Consider the following 23529-nt stretch of genomic DNA (forward strand, 5'->3'; position numbering starts at 1 on the left):
ATGTCGATCGCGGGGCGGACACGACTGCCACCGACCGTCTCCCTCGTGCTGCTCGCGTCGATCCTGGTGTCGTTCCTGGCCGCGTCGGCGGCGCCGACCCCGCTCTACGGGATCTACCAGGAACGCTGGCACTTCTCGCCGGTCACGACGACCCTGGTGTTCGCGGTCTACGCGCTCGCGGTGCTGGCCTCGCTGCTCATCTTCGGCAGGTTGTCCGACCATGTCGGCAGGCGTCCGGTCCTGGCTGTCGCGATCGCCGTGCAGATCCTCTCGCTTGTCGTCTTCGTCCTCGCCAACGGCGTCCCCGCGCTGTTGGCCGCCCGCCTCGTGCAGGGGCTCGCGGCCGGGGCCGCCACGGGCGCCGTCGGCGCCGCCATGCTCGACATCGACCGTGCGCGCGGCACCCTGGCGAACTCGATCGCCCCCGGTCTCGGCACCGGCAGCGGCGCGCTGCTCTCGGCGCTGCTCATCCGATACCTGCCCGCGCCGACGAGGCTGGTGTACGTCGTCCTCATCGTGATCCTGCTGATCCAGGCCGTCGGGGTCGCCCTGATGCCGGAGACGGTCACGCCGATGGCAGGCGCCCGACAGAGCCTGCGGCCGGAGGTCAGGCTGCCCCGCTCCGTACGCGGGCCGGTGCTGGTAGTCGTTCCGGTGCTGTTCGCGGTCTGGGCGCTGGCCGGCTTCTTCGGCGCGCTCGGCCCGGCGCTCGTGCGCAGCCTCATGGACACGTCGATCGTGGTCGCCGGTCTGGTCCTCTTCGTCTTCGCACTCTTCGGGTCGGTCGCCGTCCTGGTGCTGCGCAACACGGCGGCACGGACCGTGATCCTGACCGGGATCGTCGCCCTCATCCTGGGCATGGTCGTCACGGTCGTGTCGGTGATGGCCGAGTCCGTGCCCGGATTCTTCGTCGGCCTCGCGCTCGGCGGGATCGGTTTCGGCGGGGGATTCCAGGGCAGCCTCAAGACGATCATGCCGCTGGTCGAGGCGCACGAACGCGCGAGCGTGTTGTCGCTGCTCTACGTCGTCTGCTACGTCGGCTTCGGCCTTCCCACAGTGATCGCCGGCTTCCTCGTGGTTTACGCCGGTGGCCTGCCGAGGACCGCCGACGAGTACTCCGTCGCCGTCATCCTCCTCGCCCTCGTCGCCCTGTTCGGGGTGCGCAGGGCGACGAGGGCGGCACCCCGCTGAAGCCGGAAACGCCGCACCCGGCGCCGGAGCGGCACGTAGCGTGGTGATCGCCGATGGCAGGTGCCGCACGCGATCCAGGAGGCCACGATGAGCCCGAAGGCCGGGCAGGGCGACGCGAGCGCCACGCCGCGTGTCGACAGCGTCGAGGGCGTGACGTCGTACGCGTCCGCGGGCGACCTGGCGAGCGCGTTGCGGCGCGCGGCCGCCGCCCACGGCAAGCACGAGGAACGGACCGGTGAGCGGGACGACAACTGGCCCGACTGGTACGCCTCGTACCTGGTGAGCGAGCAGTCGGGGGCGACGCCACCGGAGTGAACGCGTCGACGGGGGCTTGATCGCCCCCGAGGCCGACGTGGTGGGCCCGCCTCCACTGGCAACAATTCATCAGATGTATCGGCGCCGTGCGGGTGGCACTGCGACCCTGCGCTCAGGTCGAGGCTGTGCCCGGAGCGGCCGGTACCCCACATCCGCCTCCGCCGAGAAGCGTCGTCCGCCGCCGGCGATCCTCCCGGCGATCGACCGTTGCCTATTGCGTGACACCGGAGTAATCTTCCCGAAACACATCGGACGTTTGGTCGTCCGAGGGTCTGCCAACGGCCTGCGCAGCGAGGTCGTGCCACCGCGCGGACCCACTATCGGGGGTCGTCGTTGTCGCGCTTGGGTGGCCGGATCGGTCACCGTTTGGAGGATCGATGTCAGACCTGACCCGGCGGCAGGCCCTCAAGATCGGCGCAGCCGGTGCGGGTGGCGCCATGCTGCCCCTGCCCTGGACGGCGACCGCCCGAGCCGACTCGGTCGCGCCGCCGCAGGTGCTGGCCGCCGGTGACCTCGCCCTCTGGTACGACGAGGGCGCCGGCACCGACTGGCTCCGGGCCCTGCCGATCGGCAACGGTCGGCTCGGCGCCATGGTGTTCGGCAACGTCGACACCGAACGGCTTCAGCTCAACGAGGACACCGTGTGGGCCGGCGGCCCGCACGACCCCAGCAACACCCGAGGCGCGGCGGCGCTGGCGGAGATCCGGCGGCTGGTGAACGCGAACCAGTGGACGCAGGCTCAGGACCTCATCAACCAGACCATGATGGGCAACCCCGGCGGGCAACTGGCCTACCAGACCGTCGGCAACCTCCGGCTCGCCTTCGGATCCGCCAGCGGGGCGTCCCAGCACAACCGGACGCTCGACCTCACCACCGCCACGACCACCACGTCGTACGTCCTCAACGGGATCCGTTACCAGCGCGAGGTCTTCGCCAGCGCACCGGACCAGGTCATCGCGATGCGACTGACCGCCGACCGCAGCAACTCGATCAGCTTCACCGCCACCTTCGACAGCCCACAGCGCACAACCGTGTCCAGCCCGGACGGTGCCACGATCGGCCTCGACGGTGTTTCCGGCAGCATGGAGGGTGTCACCGGGCAGGTCCGCTTCCTCGCGTTGGCCAACGCCACCGTCAGCGGGGGCACCGTGTCCAGCTCCGGCGGGACCCTGCGGGTAACCAACGCGACGAGCGTGACGGTGCTCGTCTCGATCGGCTCCAGCTACGTCAACTACCGCAACGTCGGCGGCGACTACGGGGGCATCGCCCGACAGCGTCTCAGCGCCGCCCGGGCCAGCAGCTACGACCAACTGCGCAGCCGACACGTGGCCGACTACCAGGCGTTGTTCGGTCGGGTCACCCTCGACCTGGGCCGCACCTCGGCGGCCGACCAGACGACTGACGTCCGGATCGCGCAGCACAACAGCGTCAACGACCCGCAGTTCTCCGCGCTGCTGTTCCAGTTCGGCCGGTACCTGCTGATCTCGTCGTCGCGGCCCGGCACCCAGCCGGCGAACCTGCAGGGCATCTGGAACGACTCGCTGGCCCCCTCCTGGGACTCGAAGTACACGATCAACGCCAACCTGCCGATGAACTACTGGCCGGCCAACACGACCAACCTGGCCGAGTGCCACAACCCCGTCTTCGACCTGGTCAGAGACCTCGCCGTCACCGGTACGCGGACCGCCCAGGTGCAGTACGGCGCCGCCAGTGGCTGGGTCACCCACCACAACACCGACGCGTGGCGGGCCACCGCGGTGGTGGACGGAGCGTTCTGGGGCATGTGGCAGACCGGCGGCGCCTGGCTGTCCACGCTGATCTGGGACCACTACCTGTTCAACGGCGACATCGAGTTCCTGCGGACGAACTACCCGGCCATGAAGGGCGCGGCACAGTTCTTCCTGAACACCCTGGTGACCGAGCCGACCCTCGGCTACCTGGTGACCAACCCGTCGAACTCGCCGGAGCTGAGCCACCACGCGAACGCCAGCGTGTGCGCCGGCCCCACGATGGACAACCAGATCCTGCGGGACCTGTTCGACGCGTGTGCCCGGGCCAGCGAGATCCTCGACGTGGACAGCACCTTCCGGGCCCAGGTCCGGGCCACCAGGGACCGCCTCGCACCCATGAAGATCGGCTCGCGGGGCAACATCATGGAGTGGCTCTACGACTGGGTGGAGACCGAGCCCAACCACAGGCACATCTCCCACCTGTACGGGCTCGCCCCCAGCAACCAGATCACCAAGCGCGGCACGCCGCAGCTGTTCGAGGCCGCCCGCCGGACGCTGGCGCTGCGTGGCGACGACGGCACCGGTTGGTCGCTGGCCTGGAAAATCAACTTCTGGGCGCGGATGGAGGAGGGTAAGCGTGCCCACGACCTGATCCGCTACCTCGCCACCACCGCCCGGCTCGCGCCCAACATGTTCGACCTGCACCCGCCCTTCCAGATCGACGGCAACTTCGGCGCCACCGCAGGCATCGCCGAGATGCTGCTGCAGAGCCACATCGGGGAGCTGCACATCCTGCCCGCGCTGCCGCCGGCCTGGCCGAGCGGGCGGGTGACAGGTCTGCGGGGTCGCGGTGGGCACACGGTCGGCATCACCTGGGCGAGCGGTCAGGCGACCGAGGTGCTCGTCCGACCGGACCGCGCCGGCGCCGTCCGCCTGCGCTCCCGGATCCTCACCGGCACCGTCACCGTCGTCGACACCGCCGACGGCACCTCGCCCCGGGTCACCCGGATCGAGTCCGACCTCGTCGAGGTCGCCGTGCAGGCCGGACGCACCTACCGGGTCACCAGCACGGGCGTCGCCACGCCGACGCTGGAGCAGAGCTTCACCAACGCGGGCATCACCAACGACAGCAACACGAACGTCGGCAACTTCGACGGCAACGGGGCCAGTCTCTCCGCGCAGGCCCTCGCGCAGGCCGGCGCCAGCCCGGGCAGCACGGTGAGCCGCAACGGGGTGACCTTCCGCTGGCCCAACGTCAGCCCCGGCACGGCCGACAACGCCATCGCCTCGGGCCAGACCATCGGCATCAGCGGCACCGGCAGGACCCTCGGCTTCCTCCTGACCGGCACGTACGGCGCCGTGTCGGGCACCGGCACGGTGGTCTACGCGGACGGCACCCGCCAGACGTTCACGCTGAGCACGCCCGACTGGTACGGCGGCCCGGCGTCCGGTGCGACCGCCGCCGTCGTCTCCGCGTACCAGAACCGGCCCAACAACGGCCGCCAGGCCACGGCGGCCTGCGTCTACTACGTGGGTGTCACGTTGCAGAGCAAGGCGGTGACCCAGGTCGTGCTGCCCAACATCAGCGCACGAGCCGCGGCCAACGTGCCGACGATGCACGTCTTCGCCATCGCCATCGGGGGCTGACGGCGACGGATCCCGCTCGGGGAGCGCGACCGGGCCCGCCCCGACGGGGACGGGCCCGGTCGCGGCTTTCGGTCTGTCCGCTCAGCCGGGGTCGGCGCAGAGTTGGGTGGTCAAGGCGGTGCGGGCCCATACTTCCCAAGCGTCCGGTGACCAGTCGCGGTCACGGACGAAGATCAGGTAGAGCTGCGGGCTGAGCAGACCGAACAGCAGGTCCGCCGCCATCTCGACGGAGAGGCCGGGACGGGTGTCGGGCTTGCCGACCAGGGCTTCGGCCGCTGCGTACTGCACCGTGTAACGCGGGTCGGGGCCGTCGGGCCACTGTCTGGCGATCTCAGGGTCGGTGGCCGCGGCAGCCGCGATCAGCGGCATGATCGGGGCGACCCGGCCCAGGATCTCGCGGGTGCCGTGGACGTGCGCGCGCAACTGCCCGGCTGCGGTGGGTTCGGCGCACGCGGCGCGGAACCACTCACGTTCCATTGTGGCGATCGGCTGGGTGTCCCCGGCGATGGACGTGTCGACGACGTCCTTGAACAGTGTGCGCTTGTTGCGGAAGACGAAGTAGACCGTCTGGACGGCCACGCCCGCCCGGTCCGCGACCTCCTGCAGGCTCGTCGCCCCGTAACCCTGCGCGACGAACAGCTCGCGAGCCGCCTCGACGACCTTCTCCCGGGTGCGGCGTGAGCGCTCGGCTCGCTTGTCCGGCCGCTTGACGGTGTCCATGCCACGAGTCTAACTTTAGAGCGTGTAACTAGAGTTGAACTCTATACTCTTGGAGGACGTCATGGCCCAGCCCAACGCCACCCAGAAGCCAGAACCAGACCCGGCCTCGGCGCAGCGACACCCGGAGGAGGAAGCCGTCCACCGTGCGCTGGAGGGCTACTACCGCACCGGCAAGCCGCCGTGGGACACCGGCGTGACGCCACCCGAGCTGGTCGACCTGGTGGAGGGGCCCGAGGCGCGGCCGCCCGGCCGCGCCCTCGAACTCGGCTGCGGCACAGGGACCAACGCCACCTACCTCGCACGGCACGGCTGGGAGGTGGCGGCCGTCGACCTGATCGACCGCGCCGTCGACCAAGCCAGGGAGAAGGCCGCGGCGGCGGGAGTGACGGTGCGGGTGCTGCACGGAGACGCCACCCGCCTCGACGAGCTGGACGTGCCGGGCCCCTTCGACCTGTTCTTCGATCTGAGCTGCTACTGCGGGGTCCCGCTACACCGCCGCGACGCCTACGCCGCCGGGCTCACCCACCGCGCCGCTCCCGGAGCGCTGTTGCTGATGTTCGGGTACGGCCCCGAGCCGCTCGGCAATCCGACCACCGAGATCACGTCGTGGGCGGCGGGCGTCACCGCCGACGAGCTCCGCGCCAGATTCCCCGGTTGGGAACTGCTCGACGTCACACCGGGCACCAACTCCGTGCCGACCTTCTGGTTCACGCTGCGCCGCGACGCCTAGCCCGCGTTGGCGATCATCGACGGCGCGGCGCGACAAGTCCCGACTCGTACGCCCACACGACGAGCTGGGCCCGGTCACGGCAGTGCAGCTTCGTCATCGCCCGGTTCACGTGCGTCTTGGCGGTCAACGGACTGATCACCATCCGTAGGGCGATCTCGTCGTTGGTCAGCCCCCGGGCCACCAGCTCGACGATCTCCCGTTCACGGGCGGTCAGCACGTCACGGCCTGCCGCCGGCACGGCCGGCGGTGGGCCGGCCACGAACTCGCTGATCAGCGTACGGGTGACGGCCGGCGCGAGCAGCGCGTCGCCGCGTGCCACGACGGCGACGGCCTGCAACAGGTCGGCGGGGTCGGCGTCCTTGAGGAGGAAACCGCTCGCGCCCGCTCGGAGTGCGGCGAAGACGTACGAGTCGAGCCCGTAGTTCGTGAGGATGAGGATCCGGATCGTGGCGAGGTCGGGGTCCGCGGCGATGCGCCGCGTCGCTTCGATGCCGTCGAGGCCCGGCATCTGCACGTCCATCAGCACGACGTCGGGGCGCAGGCGTCGCGCGAGGTGCACGGCCGACGCGCCGTCGGTGGCCTCGCCGACGACCTCCAGGTCGTCCTCGGCCTCCAGCAGCGCCCGGAACCCGGCTCGCATCAGCGCCTGGTCGTCGGCGAGCAGAACCCGGATCATGCCGGCTCGTTCAGGGGGAACGTGGCCCGCACCCCGAACCCGTGGTCGTCGCGGGCGGCGGCGTGCAGGGTGCCGCCCAGTCCGGTGACCCGCTCCCGCATACCGCGCAGTCCCACCCCCGGAGTCGGCGGCAGCGCCGGCGACGCCTGCCCGTCGTCGGTGACCGCGACGGTCAACCCGGCCGGGGCGTACTCGACGTGGACGTGCGCGCTCGCGGAGCCGGCATGCCGGGCCACGTTCGTCAACGCCTCCTGGATGACCCGGTAACCGGCCTGGTCGACCTCGTCGGGCAGGTGCCGGGGCCGGCCGGTGACGGTGACCTGGACCGGCACGCCGACAGCTCGGGTCCGCTCGGCGAGCTCGTCCACCCGGGCCAGCCCGACGCGGTCGTCGTCGGGTGCGCGCAGGACGTCGAGGGTGGTGCGTAGTTCCCGCATCGCCGCGCTGCTGGCCTCCTGGATCGCCAGCAGCGTGGCCGACGGCTCGTCGCCGTGCTTGCGGGCCAGGTGCACGGCGATTCCGGCCTGCACCTTGATCACCGAGATGCTGTGGGTCAGGGAGTCGTGCAGGTCGCGGGCGATACGCAGACGCTCCTCCCCGGCTCGCCGCAACGCCATCTCCTCCCGGGTGCGTTCGGCCTCGATGGCCCGCTGTTCGACCTGCTCCAGGTACGCCCGGCGTTGCCGACCGACCAGTCCGGCGACGTTGGCCGCCACGAACCAGCCCAGCAACAGGGCCGTCCGCTCGACGATCAGCTGGTTGGGCCGGTCGACCGCCGCCACCGAGACGTCGCGGGCCAGGAAGCCACCGAGGAAGGCGAGGCTGGCCACGGCGGCGGCCGCTCGGCGACCCCGCCAGGCGGCGAGGTAGACCACGCCGAGGACGGGAAACGCGGCGGAGACCCCGGAATGCACCCGGATGTGCAGGGCCAGCATGGTGGCGGTCACCACGCCCAGCGCGACTACCGGGTACCGCCGGCACACCGCGAGGGCCGTGGCCATGGCGAGGACGAGGGCGACGTCGAGGGCCTCGACGGGCGCGGCGTCCGGCGCGAGCGCGGCGTTGCCGAGCAGGAGGCCGCCGAGGGCGAGGCCACTGAGGGCGTACGGCAGGTCGCGGCGCATGGTCGCACTGTAGAACGGCAGTCGTTCGTGGAGCATCCCGCGCGCGCGGTAGATCAGGCGTACCACGGGCGTGGTATCGCGCCGGGGCAAGTGTCTGCGGCGGCACGACGTTTTGCCAGCCCGCCACGACAAGCATCGAGCCATGACATACCGCTTCTTCACCCCCGTCCCCCCGAAGGCGGCCACCGGGCGCACCGCGGAGGTCTACCAGCAGTCGCGGGACGACTTCCTCGGGCCGCTGCCCACCTTCCAGGTGCTCTCGGCCGTGCCGGAGGTGCTGGCCGCGACCTGGTCGCTGCTGCGCGAGGCCCTGCTTGCCGGGGACGCGTCCCGGGTCGAGCGTGAACTCGTCGCGGCGACCGTGTCCCGGGCCAACCGCTGCCAGTTCTGCGTCGACGCGCACGTGTTGCTGCTGCACGCCCTGGGCGAGCACGGGCTGGCCGAGGTCATCGCCCGGGGCGGGACACCAACCGACCCGAGGCACGCCGAACTCGCCCGCTGGGCCCAGGCGAGCCGCAGCCCGCGCGCCGCCGACTGGAGCAGCGCGTACGGCCCGGAGGTCACCGGCACCCTGCTCGCCTTCCATTTCATCAATCGGATCGTCTCGGCTCTGCTCGACCCCGACCTGCTCCCCGGCGGCCTGCAACGCTCCCCGCTGGTGCGTTCGGTCGGGGGCCGGCTGTACGCCAGGGCTGCCCGGGAGCGCAAGGAACCCGGACGTAGCCTCCCGCTCCTGGACGCCGATTCGACGCCGCCGCCGGCCTGGGCGGGGAACAGCCCGGTCGGTGTCGCCTACGCGTCGTTGCGAGCCGCCGCCACCCGGGGCGAGGACCTGCTGGGCGACGTGGCCCGCCAGACCGTGACGGCCACCGTGCGCTGGGAGGACGGGCGGTTTCCGGCCCGGCCCGCGGACTGGGCCGTCGACCTGGTCCGGGACGTGCCCGGCAGGGACCGCATCGGAACCCGGATCGCGTTGCTGGCGGCGTTCGCGCCCAGCGCGATAAGCGTGGGGGACGTCGCCCTCTGGCGACTGTCGCACCCCGCCGACGCCGACCTCGTCGCCCTGGTCGCCTACGGGGCGATCACGGCCACCGACCACGTCGCCCAGACCCTGGCCTCGGCGCACCTCAGGGGAGGTCACCATGCGTAAGGCATTCGTCGTCAGCGCCGCCCTGCTGCTCGTCGCGTTCGCCCTCCAGTTCGTCTTCGCCGCCGTCGGCGGGTTCACGAAGCCCTCGGGCGACGGCGCGTACGCCCTGCACAGCGTCAACGGCATGGCCGTCATCCCCGTCCTCACGGTGCTCACCGCCCTGTTCGCCGCGCTGGCGAGGGCGCCCGGCCGACTCGTCGCACTGGCGGTCCTGCCGCTCGGCCTCGTCGTCGTGCAGGCACTGCTCGCCATGCTCGCCACCGCCTCCACCGACGCCGCAGGCGTCAGCACCGCGTTCGGCCTGACCCTCGGTGGGTTGCACGCGCTCAACGGCATCATCGCGGTGCACGTCGTGGTCGGCGTCCTGCGAGCCGCGCGCAGGCTGGGCGGTCCGGTGCCGGTGAGCGACACCCGCGAGGCCGTCCGGGAGGGGGAGCCGGCATGACCACCGGCTCGCTGCTCGTGGCGGACCTGGTGCTCGCGGTCCTCGCCGCCGGCGGATGGCTGGGCGGCGGCGCGGCGGCGGCCGCCCGACGCCGTCCGCTCGCACTCGGGCTGGCCGCCGTCGCGCTGCTCGCCACGGTCGGCCGCGCGATCACGGTGGTCGCGCTCGCCCGCGCCGGCTGGTGGTTCGCCGCCGAGAAGGTCCTCATCGCCGCGCCCCTGTCGCTCGCGGCGGTGGCCGTCGCCGGGCCGCGACTGCTGCGGGCCGCGGGCGACATCCGGTCCGTCGTGCTCCCGCTCCTCTTCGCCGGGTACGCCGTGAGCGGCGCCCTGCTCGTGACGATCCTGCACGGCTATCCGGCGTCGGCGTCGGTGGGGCTGCTCGCGGTCGCCGGGGTCGGCACGGCGACGGCTGTCACGTGGCGCTTCCTCGACGCGCGCCCGTCCCGGACGGCGTCTCGGGCGGCTGTCGCGGTGACAGTCGCGGCGCTGTTGGCCGGAACCGGGCTGGCCGTCGCCCCGGGCGCCGCGCCCGCCGTACCGCATGATCACGGCTATTCGCAGGTCCGGACCTCCGACGAACCGACCCGGCGGTTCAGCCTGACGGCCGGGACCACCACGGTGCGCGTGGACGGTCGCGACGTCGCGGCGTGGGCGTTCAACGCGCAGGTACCCGGGCCGGAGCTGACCGCCACCGTCGGCGACGTCGTCGAGGTGACGTTGCGCAATCGGGACATCGGGCGGGGCGTCACCCTGCACTGGCACGGGTACGACGTGCCGAACAGCCAGGACGGCGTACCCGGGGTGACACAGGCGGCGGTGCTGCCCGGCCAGGAGTTCGTCTACCGGTTCCGTGCCGACCAGGCCGGGACGTACTGGTACCACACCCACGCGGTGTCCGACGTCGGTGTGCGGATGGGCCTGTACGGCGTCCTGGTGGTGCGTCCGGGGCCACCGACCGGTCTCGACGTCACCGTGCCGGTGCACACCCTGGCGGGTCGTCCGCTGCCCGCGGCGAGAATGGAGCGGGTCGAGGCCGGCGTGCCGGTACGGCTGCGCCTGATCAACACCGACAACACGACGCACCGCTACGCCCTGGCCGGGACCGCCTTCCAGGTCGCCGCGATGGACGGTTTCGATCTGCGGGGTCCGACGCCGCTCGCGGACACGGCCGTGCTGATCCCGGCCGGGGGCCGCTACGACCTGACATTCACCGCGCCCGCCACGCCGGTGGCCCTGTTGGTCGACGGACGGACGGTCTACGCCACCGGCGAGGTGTCGACGGCGACCGGCGGGTGGCCCGTCCTGGACCCGCTCACCTACGGCACGCCGGCGCCGGCGCCGTGGACCCGGTTCGACAGGGAGTTCACCCTCGTCCTCGATCGTGGTCTCGACCTGCACGGACTGCTTCCGCGCTACGCCCACACGGTGAACGGCGCGGCCGATCCGGACATCCCGCCGCAGGTCGTGCGCCGAGGCGACGTCGTCCGCTTCACGATCGTCAACAGGTCGCAGACCGTGCACCCGTGGCACCTGCACGGCCACCACGTCCTCGTGCTGTCCCGGACGCGGAGGGCGGCGGTCGGCAGTCCGTTGTGGCTGGACTCGTTCGACGTCCGGCCGGGAGAGGTGTGGGAGGTGGCGTTCCGGGCCGACAACCCGGGGATGTGGGCCAACCACTGCCACAACCTGGGGCACGCCGACGCCGGGATGACGCTGCACCTGATGTACTCGTGATGTCCGTCGCCGTCCTCGGTTTCGGCCCGACCCTGGCGGGAACCCGTCGCGCCCGTGCAGCACAGGCAGGCGACGAAGAGGTGGCTATGACCCTGGCCAATCCGGCTCCCGACTATTTCCAGCCCGAGGACGGCATGTTCCTGGCGACGCTGCTCATCGTCCGCGACATCGATCGGTCACGGGAATACTACGAGCGGGTGTTCGGGGCGACGTGCGTCCACGACGAGAATCCGCTGATCATGAGGTTCTTCAACAGCTACATCATCATCAACGTCGAGGGCGGCCCGACGGACGACAAGCCCACCGTCCAGGCCAAGGCCCCGGATGACTCCAACACCCTGAGCTGCGCGATGAATATCCGGGTCCGGGACATCCGCACGCTCTACACCGAGTGGAAGGCGCGCGGCGCGGACTTCCTCACCGAGCCGAAGGACCACGGCACGGAGATCCGTTGCTACCTCCGCGACCCCGACGGCTATCTGGTGGAGGTCGGGCAGGGCCTGTAGCGCCGGCGGAGTCGTACCGCGAGCCGGATTGGGCCGGCACGGCACCCGGCCCCGCCGCGAGGCGGCGGGGCCGGGTGTCGGTGCGCGGGGTCGGTCGGGATCAGCCGGTGGTGCAGCTGATCGTCGGCCAGTTCCAGTTGCCGTTGGCCATGACGGTTATCCCGAAGTTGTTGCCGTTGCCGTTCGGCCGAGCGGTGACGGTGCCGCTGGTGCCGTTGACGGAGGCGTTCCAACTGTTCTGAATGCTCTGGCCGCCACCGAGGCCGAGGCTGACGACCCAGTTGTTGGTGCCACTGACCGCGACGTTGAGGTTGAAGCGGTCGCCCCACTGCTGACCGGCGGAGATTGTCGCGTTGCAGTTGCCGGTCCCGGGGTTACCGGTGGTGGGCCCGGAGGTGGGCCCGGAGGTCGGGTTGCCGCCGCTGCCCTCGCGGACGGTGACGTCGGAGCTGCCGCTGCTCTGGTAGCCCTCGGTCGCCATGATCTGGTAGGCGTGGTTGGTGCCGAGGTTCAGGCCGGCGCGGGCCCAGGCGTCGAAGTGGTTGGCGGTGGTGATGGTGCCACTCGAACGCTTCTGCTGGCGGACGCTCCAGTACTGGTAGAACGTCTGGTTGCCGTCGATCGACGGGGCGTTGACCCGCTGGCTGCGCAGGATGTCGTAGGTGCCGCCGTCAGTGGTCACCGTGCCCATCCGCTGGGCGCCGCTGCTCGGGTTGTAGCTGCCGAAGTTCTCCACCACGTAGTACTCGATGAGCGGGTTGCGCGTCCATCCGTACAGGGCGAGGTAGGTGTTGTTGTTGCCCGGGTTGTAGGTGGCCGAGTAGCTGACCGTCCGCCGCGAGCCGGTGGCCCAGCCCTTGCCGCCGACCCAGTTGTTGGTGCTGCGGTCCCAACTGCTGGAGTACCGGCCGTCGGCGCGCAGCGTCATGCTGGCGTTGCCGCCGTCCTTCCAGAAGGAGAAGTAGTAGCCGTTGTGGGTGCCGGTCAGGCTCGAGGTGAGCGTCCGGTCGGCCTCGGCGTACGCGTTCGTCGCCGTCACCGTGCCGGCGACGGCCAGGACGGCGGCGCACGCGGCGCCCAGGAGCAACCGGATGCGGCCGCGCCTCCCTGGCCTGGTGGGGGTGTGGCTGGTGTCGGTCATGTGGGTGGTTCCTCCTCGTGACGGCCACGGCGTCGTGCCGCGTGGTGGTGGTTGGCCGGTCGTCCTGCACGACGACCGGAGGAGTGGGCCGTGGTGGCGGGTGCTGACGCCAATTGAACGTCGTCGATGGCGACCGTATTAACCCGGTCGTCGACTTGTCAACAATTTCCGGAAACACCATGGCAACATCGCCCTCGCCCCCTGCCTGCACTGAGAGCGTGTCGCGCCAGGTCAGTAGTCAATCAAAGTTCCGTATCGTCATACCAATGCCCGCGCTTACGGTTGCGGCCGGGCGAGGCGCGACCGAAATTTCCGAGGACTTTTCGGGGGGCAGTGGCTGCGGAGAGAGGGCCCGGGGGAGGCGCGCGCCGCCACCCCGGCGCGCCGGATCGGATGAAACTTGATTCGTTCCAGAAAAGTGAGCTAGTGTTCGTCGGGTGATGTCCGACTTCGAGGCGCAGCTGCGAGCCGCCTCGCTGCGCGTGACCCGGCCCCGACTGGCGGTGCTCGCGGCCCTGCGCGATCACCCCCACGTCGGCACCGACGCGGTGATCGCGCTGGTGCGGGCCGAGCACCCCAGGGTGTCCCACCAGGCGGTGTACGACGTGCTGCGGGTGCTCACCGACGCCGGTCTGGTCCGCCGCATCCAGCCTGCCGGCGCCACCGCCCGCTACGAGTCCCGGGTCGCGGACAACCACCACCATGTCGTGTGCCGCTCCTGCGGCGCCATCGCCGACGTCGAGTGCGCCGTCGGTCACGCTCCCTGTCTCACCGCCTCGAACGACCACGGGTTCGTGGTCGACGAGGCGGAGGTCGTCTACTGGGGCACCTGCCCCGGTTGCGCGGCCGCCAGCACCTCCCAGTGATCCGCCAGTTCGGAAGGAAGTACATGAGCGACACCCAGGACAACGGTCCCACCAGCGCGCAGGGCGTGGACCAGAAGGCCGCGGCCGGCTGCCCGGTCGCGCACGACTCGGTGACCGCGCACGGCAGCGAGAGCGAGAACCCGGCGATCGACTCGCCGACCCCGAAGACCGGCGGTCGTCCGCGCACCAACCGGGACTGGTGGCCCAACCAGCTCGACCTCTCGGTGTTGCACGCCCACTCGTCGAAGGGCAACCCGCTCGGTGCGGACTTCAGCTACGCCAGGGAGTTCGCCAAGCTCGACGTCGAGGCCCTCAAGCGGGACATCACCGAGGTCCTCACCACCTCGCAGGACTGGTGGCCGGCCGACTTCGGCCACTACGGCGGCCTGATGATCCGGATGAGCTGGCACGCCGCCGGCACGTACCGCATCGAGGACGGCCGCGGTGGCGCCGGCGACGGCGGTCAGCGGTTCGCCCCGCTCAACAGCTGGCCGGACAACGCCAACCTGGACAAGGCCCGTCGGCTGCTGTGGCCGGTCAAGCAGAAGTACGGCCAGCAGATCTCCTGGGCCGACCTGCTCGTGCTCGCCGGCAACGTGGCCCTGGAGTCGATGGGCTTCAAGACCTTCGGCTTCGGCTTCGGCCGCGAGGACGTGTGGGAGCCCGAGGAGATCTTCTGGGGCCCGGAGGACACCTGGCTCGGCGACGAGCGGTACGCCTCCGAGAAGGAGATGGCGGCCGGCGTCGGCTCGACCGAGATGGGTCTGATCTACGTCAACCCGGAGGGCCCGCGCGGTAACGCGGACCCGGCGGCGGCGGCGCACTTCATCCGGGAGACCTTCGGCCGGATGGCGATGAACGACGAGGAGACCGTCGCCCTCATCGCCGGTGGCCACACCTTCGGCAAGACCCACGGCGCTGCCGTGGCCGACAGCCACGTGGGCCCGGAGCCCGAGGGCGCCCCGATCGAGGCGCAGGGCCTCGGCTGGCTGAGCAACCACGGCAGCGGCAAGGGCGGCGACACGATCACCAGCGGTCTCGAGGTGACGTGGACCGACGTGCCGACGCAGTGGAGCAACCGCTTCTTCGAGATCCTCTTCGGCTACGAGTGGGAGCTGACCACCAGCCCGGGCGGCGCGAAGCAGTGGGTCGCCAAGGACGCCGACGCGATCATCCCGGACCCGTTCGACCCGGCGAAGAAGCACCGGCCGACGATGCTCACGACCGACCTGTCGCTGCGCGTCGACCCGGCGTACGAGAAGATCTCCCGCCGCTTCCTGGAGAACCCCGACCAGTTCGCCCTGGCCTTCGCCAAGGCGTGGTACAAGCTGCTGCACCGCGACATGGGCCCGATCGAGCGCTTCCTCGGGCCGTGGGTGGCCGAGCCGCAGCTCTGGCAGGACCCGGTGCCGGCCGTCGACCACGAGCTGGTCGGTGACGCCGACATCGCCGCGCTCAAGTCGACGATCCTGAACTCCGGCATCCCGACCGACCAGCTGGTCTCCACCGCCTGGGCATCCGCCGCGAGCTTCCGGCACACCGACAAGCGCGGTGGCGCCAACGGCGCCCGGATCCGCCTGGAGCCGCAACGCAACTGGGAGGTCAACCAGCCCGAGCAGCTCGCGTCGGTGCTGAGCACCCTGGAGGGCATCCAGCAGGAGTTCAACGCCGCCGGTGGTGCGAAGATCTCGCTCGCCGACCTGATCGTGCTGGCCGGCTCGGCCGCGGTCGAGAAGGCGGCGCGCGACGCGGGTGTCGAGGTGACCGTGCCGTTCCGGCCGGGCCGCACCGACGCCACCCAGGAGCAGACCGACGTCGAGTCCTTCCGGGTCCTCGAGCCGCGCGCGGACGGTTTCCGCAACTACCTGCGCGCCGGCGAGAAGACCCAGCCGGAGGTGCTGCTCGTCGACCGTGCGTACATGCTGAACCTGACCGCGCCCGAGATGACAGTCCTCATCGGCGGTCTGCGGTCGCTCGGTGCCAACACCGGCGGCAGCCGGCACGGCGTCCTCACCGACCGGCCCGGTGTGCTCACCAACGACTTCTTCGCCAACCTGCTCTCCCCGGGCACCCGGTGGAGCGCGTCGAAGTCCGACGAGCACGTGTACGAGATCCGGGACCTGGGCACCGACGAGGTGAAGTGGACCGCCACCGCGGTCGACCTCATCTTCGGCTCCAACTCCCAGCTGCGCGCCCTCGCCGAGGTCTACGCCTCACAGGACGCGCGCGACAAGTTCGTGCACGACTTCGTCGCGGCCTGGACGAAGGTCATGGAGCTCGACCGGTTCGACATCGCCTGATCCTGCGCACACCGACGAGCCCCGGCCGATCCGTTCGTGATCGACCGGGGCTCGTCCGACGGCCCCGCCGTGTTCGGTCCCGTTCCGTCGGCGGCGCGCGGTGCGAGAGGCCGGTGAGTGTCGGGCGAGTTTGGGATGCTGTGGCCGTCTATCTGCCGACAGCACCTGACGTGAAGGAGCACACCGCGATGGCGAAGGTCATCTCCACGCTGTTCATCTCGGCCGACGGCGTGGCCGAGATCGATCCCGACTGGCACTTCCCGTACTTCGACGACAACATGGGTCGCGCCGTCACCGAGGACTACGACACCTCCGACGTGCTGCTCATCGGCCGGGTGACCTACGACAGCTTCGCCGGCGCCTGGCCCGGCCGGGAGGCGGCGGGTGGCGAGGACGCCGGGTTCGCCAAGCAGCTCGGTGACGTACGCAAGGTGGTCGTCTCCCGCCAGCCGCTGGAGTTCTCCTGGCGCAACTCGGAGATCATCGACGGCGACCTCCCGGCTGCCGTCGCCGCGCTCAAGGCCGACGCCGGGATCAAGGGGATCCTCATCCCCGGGTCGATCTCCGTGGTGCAGCAGCTCCTGGCCGCCGGGCTCGTCGACGAACTGCGCCTGCTGGTACACCCGGTGGCGGCGCGTAAGGGCCGCCGGCTGTTCGACGAGGGCGACACGGCGTACCACCTGCGGGTGACGGCGACCGAGGCGTTCCCGACGGGCGTGCTCCGCGTGATCTACGCGCCGACCGACGCGCCCGGCGCGGCCGGCTACGACGACGTCAAGGAGCAGGTGCCCGCGGGCAGCTAGGGCACCCCTCCGCCGCCCGTCGACGGCGTGCGTCCCGCGGTACGGGACGCACGCCTCGGGCGGAGCCGGCCTCGTCGTCGCCGCGCGACGAGGCCGGCTCGATCTCGTCCGGCCCATCGGACGGGTCGCCGTCGTGGGCCGGTCGACGGTCAGGCGATCGTGCAGGCCGCCCCGTTGAGGGTGAACGAACCCGGCCGGGCGGTGTCGCCGGTGTGCGTGGCCTGGAAGCCGATGGTCACCGATCCGTTCGGCCCGATGCCGGCGTTGTAGGCGACGTTCCTGGCCGTCACCTGCCCGGACGCGGGGGAGTAGGAGGCGTTCCAGCCCGAGGTGATGCTCTGCCCACCCGGCAGGGTGAAGACGAGCGACCAACCGTTGACGGCACTGGACCCGGTGTTGGTGATGGTGAGGTTCTCGGTCAGGCCGGTGTTCCAGGCGTTGAGGCTGACGACCACCCGGCACGCGCCGGACCCCGGCGGCGGCGTGGGCGTCGCGGTCGGGCTGGGCGTCCCGGTCGGTGTGGGTGTCGCCGTCGGGGTGGGCGTCGTGGTCGGTGTGGGTGTCGCCGTCGGGCTGGAGGTCGCGGGCGGCGCGGTCAGGCCGAAGAAGGCGATGGCGGCGGCGGCCATGCCGCCGGCGGGCAGGCTGTGCCCGGCGCCCTGGATGCTGTACGCCTCGACCTGGACGGTCCCGTTGGCGTCGGCGTACCGCCGCCGGTTCCAGTTGCTCTGCGGGGTGTCGGTGGAGGTGGGTGTCTGGCTGAGCCCGAACACGTTGGTCCACTGCTCGATCGTCTCCTGCAGCAGCGAGTACGGCACGAGGGTGTCGCTGGTGCCGTGCCACAACTGCACGCGCGGGCGGGGGCCGGAGTAGCCGGGGTAGGCCTGACGGACCGCGTCACCCCACTGCTGCGGGGTCCGGTTCATGTTCCCGCCGGTGCACTGGCTGCTGGTGGGTGGGTAGTCGGCCGCGTTGGCGAAGCAGTTGTAGGGGACACCCATGAACGCCGCGCCGGCCTTGAACACGTCGGGGTAGAGGGCCAGCATGTGGTTGGTCATCATGCCGCCGGACGAGCTGCCGGTGGCGTACACCCGGTCGGGGTCGGCGCCGTACTGCTGCTGGGCGTAGCGGACCATCGAGATGATCGACACCGGGTCGCTGCCGCCGCCACGGCGCTTGGCGGCATCCGACCAGGTGTCGAAGCAGTTGCCGAACCCGGCCTGCTGGGTAGCGCTCGGGTAGATCACGATGAACCCGTACCGGTCGGCCTGGGCGGCGAACTCGCTGCCGGAGTAGAAGCCGGGGCCCGAGCCTCCGCAGCCGTGCATGGCCACCACGATCGCGGGCCTGGTCGGGCGGGCGTCGGGCACGTAGACGTGCATCCGCATCCGGCCCGGGTTGTCGCCGAAGGCGGTCACCTCGGTGAGCGACGCGGCGTACGCGGGCTGGAGCGTGGGTGCCACCAGGCCGGCCGCCGCGAGCGACGTGACCAGGCCGAGCAGCAGCAGTTTCCTTCGGATCTTCACGGGGACGACTCCTTCGATCACGTGTGCGGGGATTACGTGTGGTCGCGCGGCGCGCTCACGGGTGCGCCCGACTGCCCGTGGTGATCGCGCCTCACCCACTACGTGTGCGTGCCCTGTTCCCGGCTCCGTACGGCGTCGCGTAGCAGATAGTGTTCCTCGCGGTCGCCGAAGTGTCAATCGACGTACCTCAATTGATCGCCTCGTCGTGACGGCTGCGGCGGGCCCGGCGGCCCGGCGGTCCGTCTACAGTCGGTGGACCGTCCCTGAGCCGAGCCGGGAGCGCCCGTGGCAAGCCCCTTCACCATCGAGGAGATCTATCCCGACGACGGGGACGAGGCGCCGCGGCTACCCCGACGACAGGCCGGCAGCTCGCCGCAGGATCTCGCGGTGACCCTGCTGGCCGACTACACCCTGCGCCACCGCGCGCGGATCCCGTCCGCCGCCCTCGTCGCGCTGCTCGCCGAATCCGGGGTGAGCACCGCCGGCGCTCGGGCCGCGATCAGCCGCCTGGCCCGTCGCGGTGTGCTGGAGGGCAGCCGGGAGGGGCGGCGCAGCTCCTACCGGATCAGTCGCGCCGCCGCCGCGAACCTGTCCAGCGGAGGCAGCTGGATCCTGGCCGCGACGACCGAGGTGTCGGAGTGGGACGGCTGCTGGACGATCGTCGCCTTCTCGCTGCCCCAGGATCGCAGCACCCAGCGGCGGGCCCTGCGTGGTCAACTCCGCTGGCTCGGGTACGCGCCGCTGTACGACGGGTTGTGGATCTCGCCCTACGACCTGAGCGCGCAGGGCAGGGCACAGCTCGCCCGGTTCACCCCCGGCGCCGTCACGGTGTTTCGCGGGCCGCAGGCCGCGCTCGACGTGATCGGCCAGCGCGCTCCCATCGACGCCTGGGACATCGCGGCGATCGGTCGGCACTACGAGGAGTTCCTGCGCCTGTGGACGCCCCTGGTGCCGAAGCTGCGATCCGGGGGCGTCGACGGCGCGGCGGCGGTGCGGGCGCGTACCGAGGTGATGGACACCTTCCGGCGGTTTCCCACCCTCGACCCTCGGTTGCCGCTGGACCTGCTGCCGGCCGGATGGCTCCGACAGCCGGCCCGGGAGCTGTTCGAGGCCGTCTACGACGGCCTCGCCGAACCCGCCGCGCGCCACGTCCGGTCCGTCGTCGCGCGGTTCGCCGACGGCACGCAGCCCGGCATCCAGGCGCACACCACCGCCGACCTCCTCGCCGGTGTACGCGATGCGGAACCGGCTCCGGAGCCGGGCGGCGCGTCGGCGACGGTCGAGAGCTGCGCGACCTGAACGGGGGACGCCGGGGTCTGCCCACCGGCGGCGAGGTGTGTACCTTGTGGAGGACGTGCAGCGCTGGGAGGTCGAATGACGTTACATGATGCCAACCCCTCGGCGGCTGACCGGATCGACACCTCCGTCGCGCACCCGGCCCGCAGGTACAACTACCTCCTGGGTGGCAAGGACAACTTCGCCGCCGACCGGGAGTCCGGCGACGCCCTCGCGGCCGCGATGCCCACCATCCGGCTCTCCGCCGTGGAGAACCGGATGTTCCTGCAACGCGCGGTGCGCTTCCTGGCACAGCGCGGCGTCCGGCAGTTCCTGGACATCGGGACCGGCATCCCGACCGCCGACAACACCCACGAGGTCGCCCAGGCCATCGACCCGTCGGCACGGGTGGTCTACGTCGACAACGACCCGATCGTCCTGGCCCACGCCCGCGCGCTGTTGTCCAGCACCCCCGAGGGGCGGACGACCTACCTCGACGCGGACCTGCGGGAGCCGGGCGCGATCCTCGCCCATCCCGATCTGCACGCGACGCTGGACCTGACCCAGCCCGTCGCGCTGATGCTGGTTGCCATCCTGCACTTCATCCGCGACGACGAGGACCCCAGGGGCATCCTCGATCGGCTCATCGCGGCGCTGCCGTCCGGCAGCTATGTGGTCGCCTCGCACGTGACCTGGGAATACCTGCCACCCGCCGTCACCGCCCAGCTCGAAGCCAACAACCGCGACGGCCGGTTCCAGGCCCGGAGCACCGAGCAGTTCGCGGCGCTCCTCGACGGGTTGGAGCTCGTCGAGCCCGGCATCGTGTCGGTGGCGCAATGGCACGCCGACGACGCGCCGCAGCCGCGACCGTCCGTGCAGGACGTGTCGTTCAACGCCGCCGTCGCCCGGGTCCGGTGACGACGACCGCCACCGAAACCGGTGCGACGGTCGCTCAGCGGGTCTTCTTCGTCGGCCGTTTGCGCGGCGGCGTCAGCAGGTCGGCAATCGCCGCGATCGCCGACGGCACGATGCGGTAATACGCCCAGACGCCGCGCTTCTCGCGCTCGATCAGACCGGCCTCGGTGAGAATCCGCAGGTGATGGCTCACGGTCGGCTGAGAGAGGTTGAGTGGCGCGGTGAGGTCGGTGACCGAGGCCTCGCCCTCCGGGGCGGCCTGGATCAGGCTGAGCAGTCGCAGTCGGGCCGGATCGGCGAACGCCTTCAGCACCCCCGCGAGCCGCTCGGCATCCGCGCGTTTGATCGGCTCACCGGCGAGCGGTGAGATGGCAGGCATGGCAGTCTCGGCAGTTCCCACGACAGCCATCGTTCCACCTACCTGGGGAAAAGAGCAGCGGAACCGGACAAATCCCCGAGCCGATGATGTGCTCTCCGCAACACCAGCGGCTCGGGGCGGCTCACGTGCAGCGAACAGCTCCCGGGGGAGAGCTGTCTCAGGGCAGGTTGATCGTGTACTCGGCGGTGTGGACCTTCCCGTCGACCTGGAAGTCGAAGAACGCCCGGTACCGGCCGGAGCTGGGGACGGTCAGCCAGAACGCGACAGTCCCGTCGACGAGTTCCTGTTCCGGGTGCACGTGCACGTACCCGAGGTCACCCTCGCGGACCACGACCAGGTGTCCGTACGCGCCGAGGTACCGCTGCGGCTGGACCGGCCCGGCGGCGTCGGTGCGCGTGAGCTGGAAGCGCACCGGCGCCGTCACGCCGGCCGTGGGCGTTCCGGTCATCGACACGGTGAACGGCCCGACCGTCGCCTGCGGCTGGGCCGGTGGCAGGGCGGCCGGGGCGTACGCGCCCGGGACCTGGTGGTCGACGCCCAGCACGAGGGGGACCTGTCGACCGTCGGGAGCGGCGACCGAGAAGTCGGCGAAGACGCGGTAGCCGCCCGGTCGGGCCAGGGTCAGCGGAACGCTCCAGGTGCCGTCGGGCGCCATCGTCGGGTGCAGGTGTTGGTAGCCGCCCAGGTCGCGACCCACCACGATGAGGTGCAACGGCTTCTCGTGTACGACGGCGAAACGCGTCGCCGGCTGCCGGTCGGTTCCGACGATCCGGAACCGGTAGTCCGCGCGTACGCCGGGCGGCTGGGTCCGCTCCAGCGGCTGCAAGGTGTAGCCACCGGCGCTCACCGTCGTCCCGGTCGCCAGGGTCTCACCCGCGCTGACGTCGCCCGGATGCGAGTGCGGCCCGGTTCCGGGCGCGTGGTCGTGCCCGGTGCCGGCCGACAGGGCCTCCCCGGAGCCGCTCGGTACGCCGCCGGGGGCCGCGGGTCGGCGCGCGTCACCGGTGGGCGACGCGTCGCCGGTGCCGATGCGGGCGAGCCCGAAGCCGGCCAGCAGGGCCAGCACCAACCCACCGACGAGCAGCGCCAGGTGGGTGTTGGTCAGCCGTGACCCGCGTACCGCCGTGGTGTCCTGCGTGTCGGGCTGCGACCGCTCGGCGGGCGACGCGTCCTCCGGTGTGGCCAGGGCCTGCGCGGTCGGCGTCGGCCGTGGCGCGGACTCGACCGCGACCGAACTCCGGGCGCCGGCGAGCGCGCCGCTCCCACGTGCCGCGGGTACGACGACGCCTCGCTGCCGGCCGCCGGAACCGCCCGCCGCGCGACTGCCGCCGGTGGTCGCCGGGCTCTTGCCTGTGGTCGCCGGGCTCTTGCGGGTGGTCGCTGCGTTCCTGCCGGCGGCGGACTTGCGTGCCGAGGGTGCTCCGCGACCACCCCGGCCGGCCGGAGCCTTCGACGCGCGTGCCCGGCCAGTCGGTCGACCGGCGGGGGACGTGCGACGACGCCAGACGACGAGCCCCGCCACCGCCGCGAGGGCCGCGACCGCCCCGCCGATCCAGACCACCGCGCCCGGGCCGCTTCCCTCATCCGAGGGCACGGCGGGAGCCGCCTGCGGTGTGCCCGTCGGCCCGGCCGGTGCGGCCGAGGCCACCGGCTGCTGCCCCGAGGACGCGTGCTGGTCGATGGCGGCCAGAAGCGCGGGGTCGGGCTGCTGAGTCGGCGGCTGCCACCCCTGCGGAGCCTTGGTCGCCCGGCCGGTGTAGCGGAACGTCATGGTGCCGCGCACCGCGTCACCGTCGGAGGCCACCGACAGATAGCTCACCGAGTACTGGCCGGCCGCCGGCAGGTGCGCGACAGACACCACAGCCGGAAAGCCCGTCGTGTACTCACGAGGCTGGAACTGGCCGTCGACCAGGAAGTACTCCCGCACGGGCTTGGTCAGCGCCTTCGGCTCCCCGTACGTCCAGCCGTTGTCGACACGGACGCCGTTCGGCGCGGTGACAGTGAAGTACGCGTTGGCGCCGACCTTCTCCGTGAAGTAGAGCGCCACCGACGTCAGCGGCGCTCGCAGCGTGGCGCCGCTCTCCGGAGTGGACATCGCGAGCGTCCCGTGCGCTGCGGCGGGCTGGGCGGACGCGAGGAGGGTGACCGCCGTGGCGAGGGCGAGCGCGAGCAGGCCCGCGACCGGCCGGCCGAAACTCTGGGGGAGACGACGCATCTGAATATCCTCACCGGGGTGAGGCTTTCTTCACAAGAAGCTGATCTTTTTTCCTGAACGGCGAAAGTCGGCCCCGCTGCGCACGGCCGATGCCGCGAGAGGCCACGACCGTCGCCGCGGCCTCGACCCCGGGCCACAC

At 71.4% G+C, this 23529-nt stretch carries 20 protein-coding genes; 13 read left to right on the forward strand and 7 right to left on the reverse strand.

Annotated features, from left to right (window positions below):
* The 3 genes from ACGFIE_RS33105 to ACGFIE_RS33115 all read left to right on the forward strand — a co-directional run bounded on the left by ACGFIE_RS33105 (position 1) and on the right by ACGFIE_RS33115 (position 4883).
* Positions 1-1191, forward strand: a complete 1191-nt coding sequence (locus tag ACGFIE_RS33105) for an MFS transporter (RefSeq protein ID WP_393302385.1) — start codon at positions 1-3, stop codon at positions 1189-1191.
* An 87-nt stretch (positions 1192-1278) separates the two neighbouring features.
* The gene (locus tag ACGFIE_RS33110; RefSeq protein WP_393302388.1) at positions 1279-1506 is read left to right on the forward strand and encodes a hypothetical protein; all 228 of its coding nucleotides are present in this window, start codon (positions 1279-1281) and stop codon (positions 1504-1506) included.
* Positions 1507-1883: 377 nt separating this feature from the next.
* Complete coding sequence (locus ACGFIE_RS33115) at positions 1884-4883, forward strand: glycoside hydrolase N-terminal domain-containing protein (protein WP_393302391.1); 3000 nt, start codon at positions 1884-1886, stop codon at positions 4881-4883.
* Positions 4884-4964: 81 nt separating this feature from the next.
* Here the strand turns inward: ACGFIE_RS33115 and ACGFIE_RS33120 are convergent, their stop codons facing one another.
* Positions 4965-5603 (reverse strand): TetR/AcrR family transcriptional regulator, encoded by a 639-nt coding sequence (locus ACGFIE_RS33120; RefSeq protein ID WP_393302394.1) that lies wholly within the window; start codon positions 5601-5603, stop codon positions 4965-4967.
* Positions 5604-5664: 61 nt separating this feature from the next.
* Between ACGFIE_RS33120 and ACGFIE_RS33125 the strand changes: the two genes are divergently transcribed.
* A complete protein-coding gene (locus ACGFIE_RS33125; protein ID WP_393302397.1) occupies positions 5665-6333 on the forward strand; it encodes a class I SAM-dependent methyltransferase in 669 nt (222 codons plus the stop codon).
* Between the two features lie 13 nt (positions 6334-6346).
* On the opposite strand, the gene ACGFIE_RS33130 is transcribed toward ACGFIE_RS33125, so the two are convergent.
* Positions 6347-7009, reverse strand: coding sequence for a response regulator (locus ACGFIE_RS33130; RefSeq protein ID WP_393302400.1), 663 nt, complete (start codon positions 7007-7009; stop codon positions 6347-6349).
* Positions 7006-8133 carry a sensor histidine kinase gene (locus ACGFIE_RS33135; protein ID WP_393302403.1) on the reverse strand — a complete coding sequence of 376 codons (1128 nt, stop codon included), beginning with the start codon at positions 8131-8133 and terminating at the stop codon, positions 7006-7008. The genes ACGFIE_RS33130 and ACGFIE_RS33135 overlap by 4 nt, the downstream gene beginning before the upstream one ends.
* 142 nt (positions 8134-8275) lie before the next feature.
* On the opposite strand from ACGFIE_RS33135, the gene ACGFIE_RS33140 reads away from it, so the two are divergent.
* From ACGFIE_RS33140 to ACGFIE_RS33155, 4 genes are read left to right on the forward strand one after another with little or no spacing between them, the layout of a single operon-like run.
* Positions 8276-9283, forward strand: a complete 1008-nt coding sequence (locus ACGFIE_RS33140) for a carboxymuconolactone decarboxylase family protein (RefSeq protein WP_363684049.1) — start codon at positions 8276-8278, stop codon at positions 9281-9283.
* On the forward strand, positions 9276-9728 hold the full coding sequence (locus tag ACGFIE_RS33145) for a DUF6220 domain-containing protein (protein ID WP_393302407.1): 453 nt from the start codon (positions 9276-9278) through the stop codon (positions 9726-9728). The genes ACGFIE_RS33140 and ACGFIE_RS33145 overlap by 8 nt, the downstream gene beginning before the upstream one ends.
* Positions 9725-11464: a multicopper oxidase family protein gene (locus tag ACGFIE_RS33150; RefSeq protein ID WP_393302410.1), complete on the forward strand. Its 1740-nt coding sequence runs from the start codon at positions 9725-9727 to the stop codon at positions 11462-11464. Before ACGFIE_RS33145 ends, ACGFIE_RS33150 begins: the two co-directional genes overlap by 4 nt.
* Positions 11464-11970: a VOC family protein gene (locus ACGFIE_RS33155; RefSeq protein WP_393302413.1), complete on the forward strand. Its 507-nt coding sequence runs from the start codon at positions 11464-11466 to the stop codon at positions 11968-11970. Before ACGFIE_RS33150 ends, ACGFIE_RS33155 begins: the two co-directional genes overlap by 1 nt.
* A gap of 100 nt (positions 11971-12070) precedes the next feature.
* Here ACGFIE_RS33155 and ACGFIE_RS33160 read toward each other — a convergent pair whose 3' ends face one another.
* Positions 12071-13111 (reverse strand): glycoside hydrolase family 11 protein, encoded by a 1041-nt coding sequence (locus ACGFIE_RS33160; protein WP_393302416.1) that lies wholly within the window; start codon positions 13109-13111, stop codon positions 12071-12073.
* Between the two features lie 437 nt (positions 13112-13548).
* Here ACGFIE_RS33160 and ACGFIE_RS33165 point away from each other — a divergent pair, with 437 nt between their 5' ends.
* The 3 genes from ACGFIE_RS33165 (at position 13549) to ACGFIE_RS33175 (ending at position 17080) form a co-directional block, all read left to right on the forward strand.
* Positions 13549-13977 carry a Fur family transcriptional regulator gene (locus ACGFIE_RS33165; RefSeq protein ID WP_363684058.1) on the forward strand — a complete coding sequence of 143 codons (429 nt, stop codon included), beginning with the start codon at positions 13549-13551 and terminating at the stop codon, positions 13975-13977.
* Positions 13978-14000: 23 nt separating this feature from the next.
* The gene (gene katG / locus ACGFIE_RS33170) at positions 14001-16277 is read left to right on the forward strand and encodes a catalase/peroxidase HPI (protein ID WP_393302419.1); all 2277 of its coding nucleotides are present in this window, start codon (positions 14001-14003) and stop codon (positions 16275-16277) included.
* Between the two features lie 188 nt (positions 16278-16465).
* Positions 16466-17080 (forward strand): dihydrofolate reductase family protein, encoded by a 615-nt coding sequence (locus ACGFIE_RS33175; protein WP_393302451.1) that lies wholly within the window; start codon positions 16466-16468, stop codon positions 17078-17080.
* A 149-nt stretch (positions 17081-17229) separates the two neighbouring features.
* Here the strand turns inward: ACGFIE_RS33175 and ACGFIE_RS33180 are convergent, their stop codons facing one another.
* Entirely contained in the window at positions 17230-18606 is a 1377-nt protein-coding gene (locus tag ACGFIE_RS33180) for a PHB depolymerase family esterase (protein ID WP_393302422.1), read from the reverse strand.
* 285 nt (positions 18607-18891) lie between these two features.
* Between ACGFIE_RS33180 and ACGFIE_RS33185 the strand changes: the two genes are divergently transcribed.
* On the forward strand, positions 18892-19905 hold the full coding sequence (locus tag ACGFIE_RS33185) for a PaaX family transcriptional regulator C-terminal domain-containing protein (RefSeq protein WP_393302425.1): 1014 nt from the start codon (positions 18892-18894) through the stop codon (positions 19903-19905).
* Positions 19906-19980: 75 nt separating this feature from the next.
* Positions 19981-20799: an SAM-dependent methyltransferase gene (locus tag ACGFIE_RS33190; RefSeq protein WP_393302428.1), complete on the forward strand. Its 819-nt coding sequence runs from the start codon at positions 19981-19983 to the stop codon at positions 20797-20799.
* A 34-nt stretch (positions 20800-20833) separates the two neighbouring features.
* On the opposite strand, the gene ACGFIE_RS33195 is transcribed toward ACGFIE_RS33190, so the two are convergent.
* Positions 20834-21205 carry a helix-turn-helix transcriptional regulator gene (locus ACGFIE_RS33195; RefSeq protein WP_007461709.1) on the reverse strand — a complete coding sequence of 124 codons (372 nt, stop codon included), beginning with the start codon at positions 21203-21205 and terminating at the stop codon, positions 20834-20836.
* Positions 21206-21332: 127 nt separating this feature from the next.
* The gene (locus tag ACGFIE_RS33200) at positions 21333-23390 is read right to left on the reverse strand and encodes a copper resistance protein CopC (protein ID WP_393302431.1); all 2058 of its coding nucleotides are present in this window, start codon (positions 23388-23390) and stop codon (positions 21333-21335) included.
* Positions 23391-23529: the final 139 nt, after the last annotated feature.

Source organism: Micromonospora sp. NPDC049275 (assembly GCF_043197115.1).
In the GTDB taxonomy this organism is placed as follows: Bacteria; Actinomycetota; Actinomycetes; order Mycobacteriales; family Micromonosporaceae; genus Micromonospora.

Bases quoted from the DNA above. Each gene is read 5' to 3' on its own strand.
- ACGFIE_RS33105 (WP_393302385.1), top strand. From the start codon at position 1: ATGTCGATCGCGGGGCGGACACGACTGCCACCGACCGTCTCCCTCGTG.
- ACGFIE_RS33110 (WP_393302388.1), top strand. From the start codon at position 1,279: ATGAGCCCGAAGGCCGGGCAGGGCGACGCGAGCGCCACGCCGCGTGTC.
- ACGFIE_RS33115 (WP_393302391.1), top strand. From the start codon at position 1,884: ATGTCAGACCTGACCCGGCGGCAGGCCCTCAAGATCGGCGCAGCCGGT.
- ACGFIE_RS33120 (WP_393302394.1), bottom strand. From the start codon at position 5,603: ATGGACACCGTCAAGCGGCCGGACAAGCGAGCCGAGCGCTCACGCCGC.
- ACGFIE_RS33125 (WP_393302397.1), top strand. From the start codon at position 5,665: ATGGCCCAGCCCAACGCCACCCAGAAGCCAGAACCAGACCCGGCCTCG.
- ACGFIE_RS33130 (WP_393302400.1), bottom strand. From the start codon at position 7,009: ATGATCCGGGTTCTGCTCGCCGACGACCAGGCGCTGATGCGAGCCGGG.
- ACGFIE_RS33135 (WP_393302403.1), bottom strand. From the start codon at position 8,133: ATGCGCCGCGACCTGCCGTACGCCCTCAGTGGCCTCGCCCTCGGCGGC.
- ACGFIE_RS33140 (WP_363684049.1), top strand. From the start codon at position 8,276: ATGACATACCGCTTCTTCACCCCCGTCCCCCCGAAGGCGGCCACCGGG.
- ACGFIE_RS33145 (WP_393302407.1), top strand. From the start codon at position 9,276: ATGCGTAAGGCATTCGTCGTCAGCGCCGCCCTGCTGCTCGTCGCGTTC.
- ACGFIE_RS33150 (WP_393302410.1), top strand. From the start codon at position 9,725: ATGACCACCGGCTCGCTGCTCGTGGCGGACCTGGTGCTCGCGGTCCTC.
- ACGFIE_RS33155 (WP_393302413.1), top strand. From the start codon at position 11,464: ATGTCCGTCGCCGTCCTCGGTTTCGGCCCGACCCTGGCGGGAACCCGT.
- ACGFIE_RS33160 (WP_393302416.1), bottom strand. From the start codon at position 13,111: ATGACCGACACCAGCCACACCCCCACCAGGCCAGGGAGGCGCGGCCGC.
- katG (WP_393302419.1), top strand. From the start codon at position 14,001: ATGAGCGACACCCAGGACAACGGTCCCACCAGCGCGCAGGGCGTGGAC.
- ACGFIE_RS33175 (WP_393302451.1), top strand. From the start codon at position 16,466: ATGGCGAAGGTCATCTCCACGCTGTTCATCTCGGCCGACGGCGTGGCC.
- ACGFIE_RS33190 (WP_393302428.1), top strand. From the start codon at position 19,981: ATGACGTTACATGATGCCAACCCCTCGGCGGCTGACCGGATCGACACC.
- ACGFIE_RS33195 (WP_007461709.1), bottom strand. From the start codon at position 21,205: ATGGCTGTCGTGGGAACTGCCGAGACTGCCATGCCTGCCATCTCACCG.
- ACGFIE_RS33200 (WP_393302431.1), bottom strand. From the start codon at position 23,390: ATGCGTCGTCTCCCCCAGAGTTTCGGCCGGCCGGTCGCGGGCCTGCTC.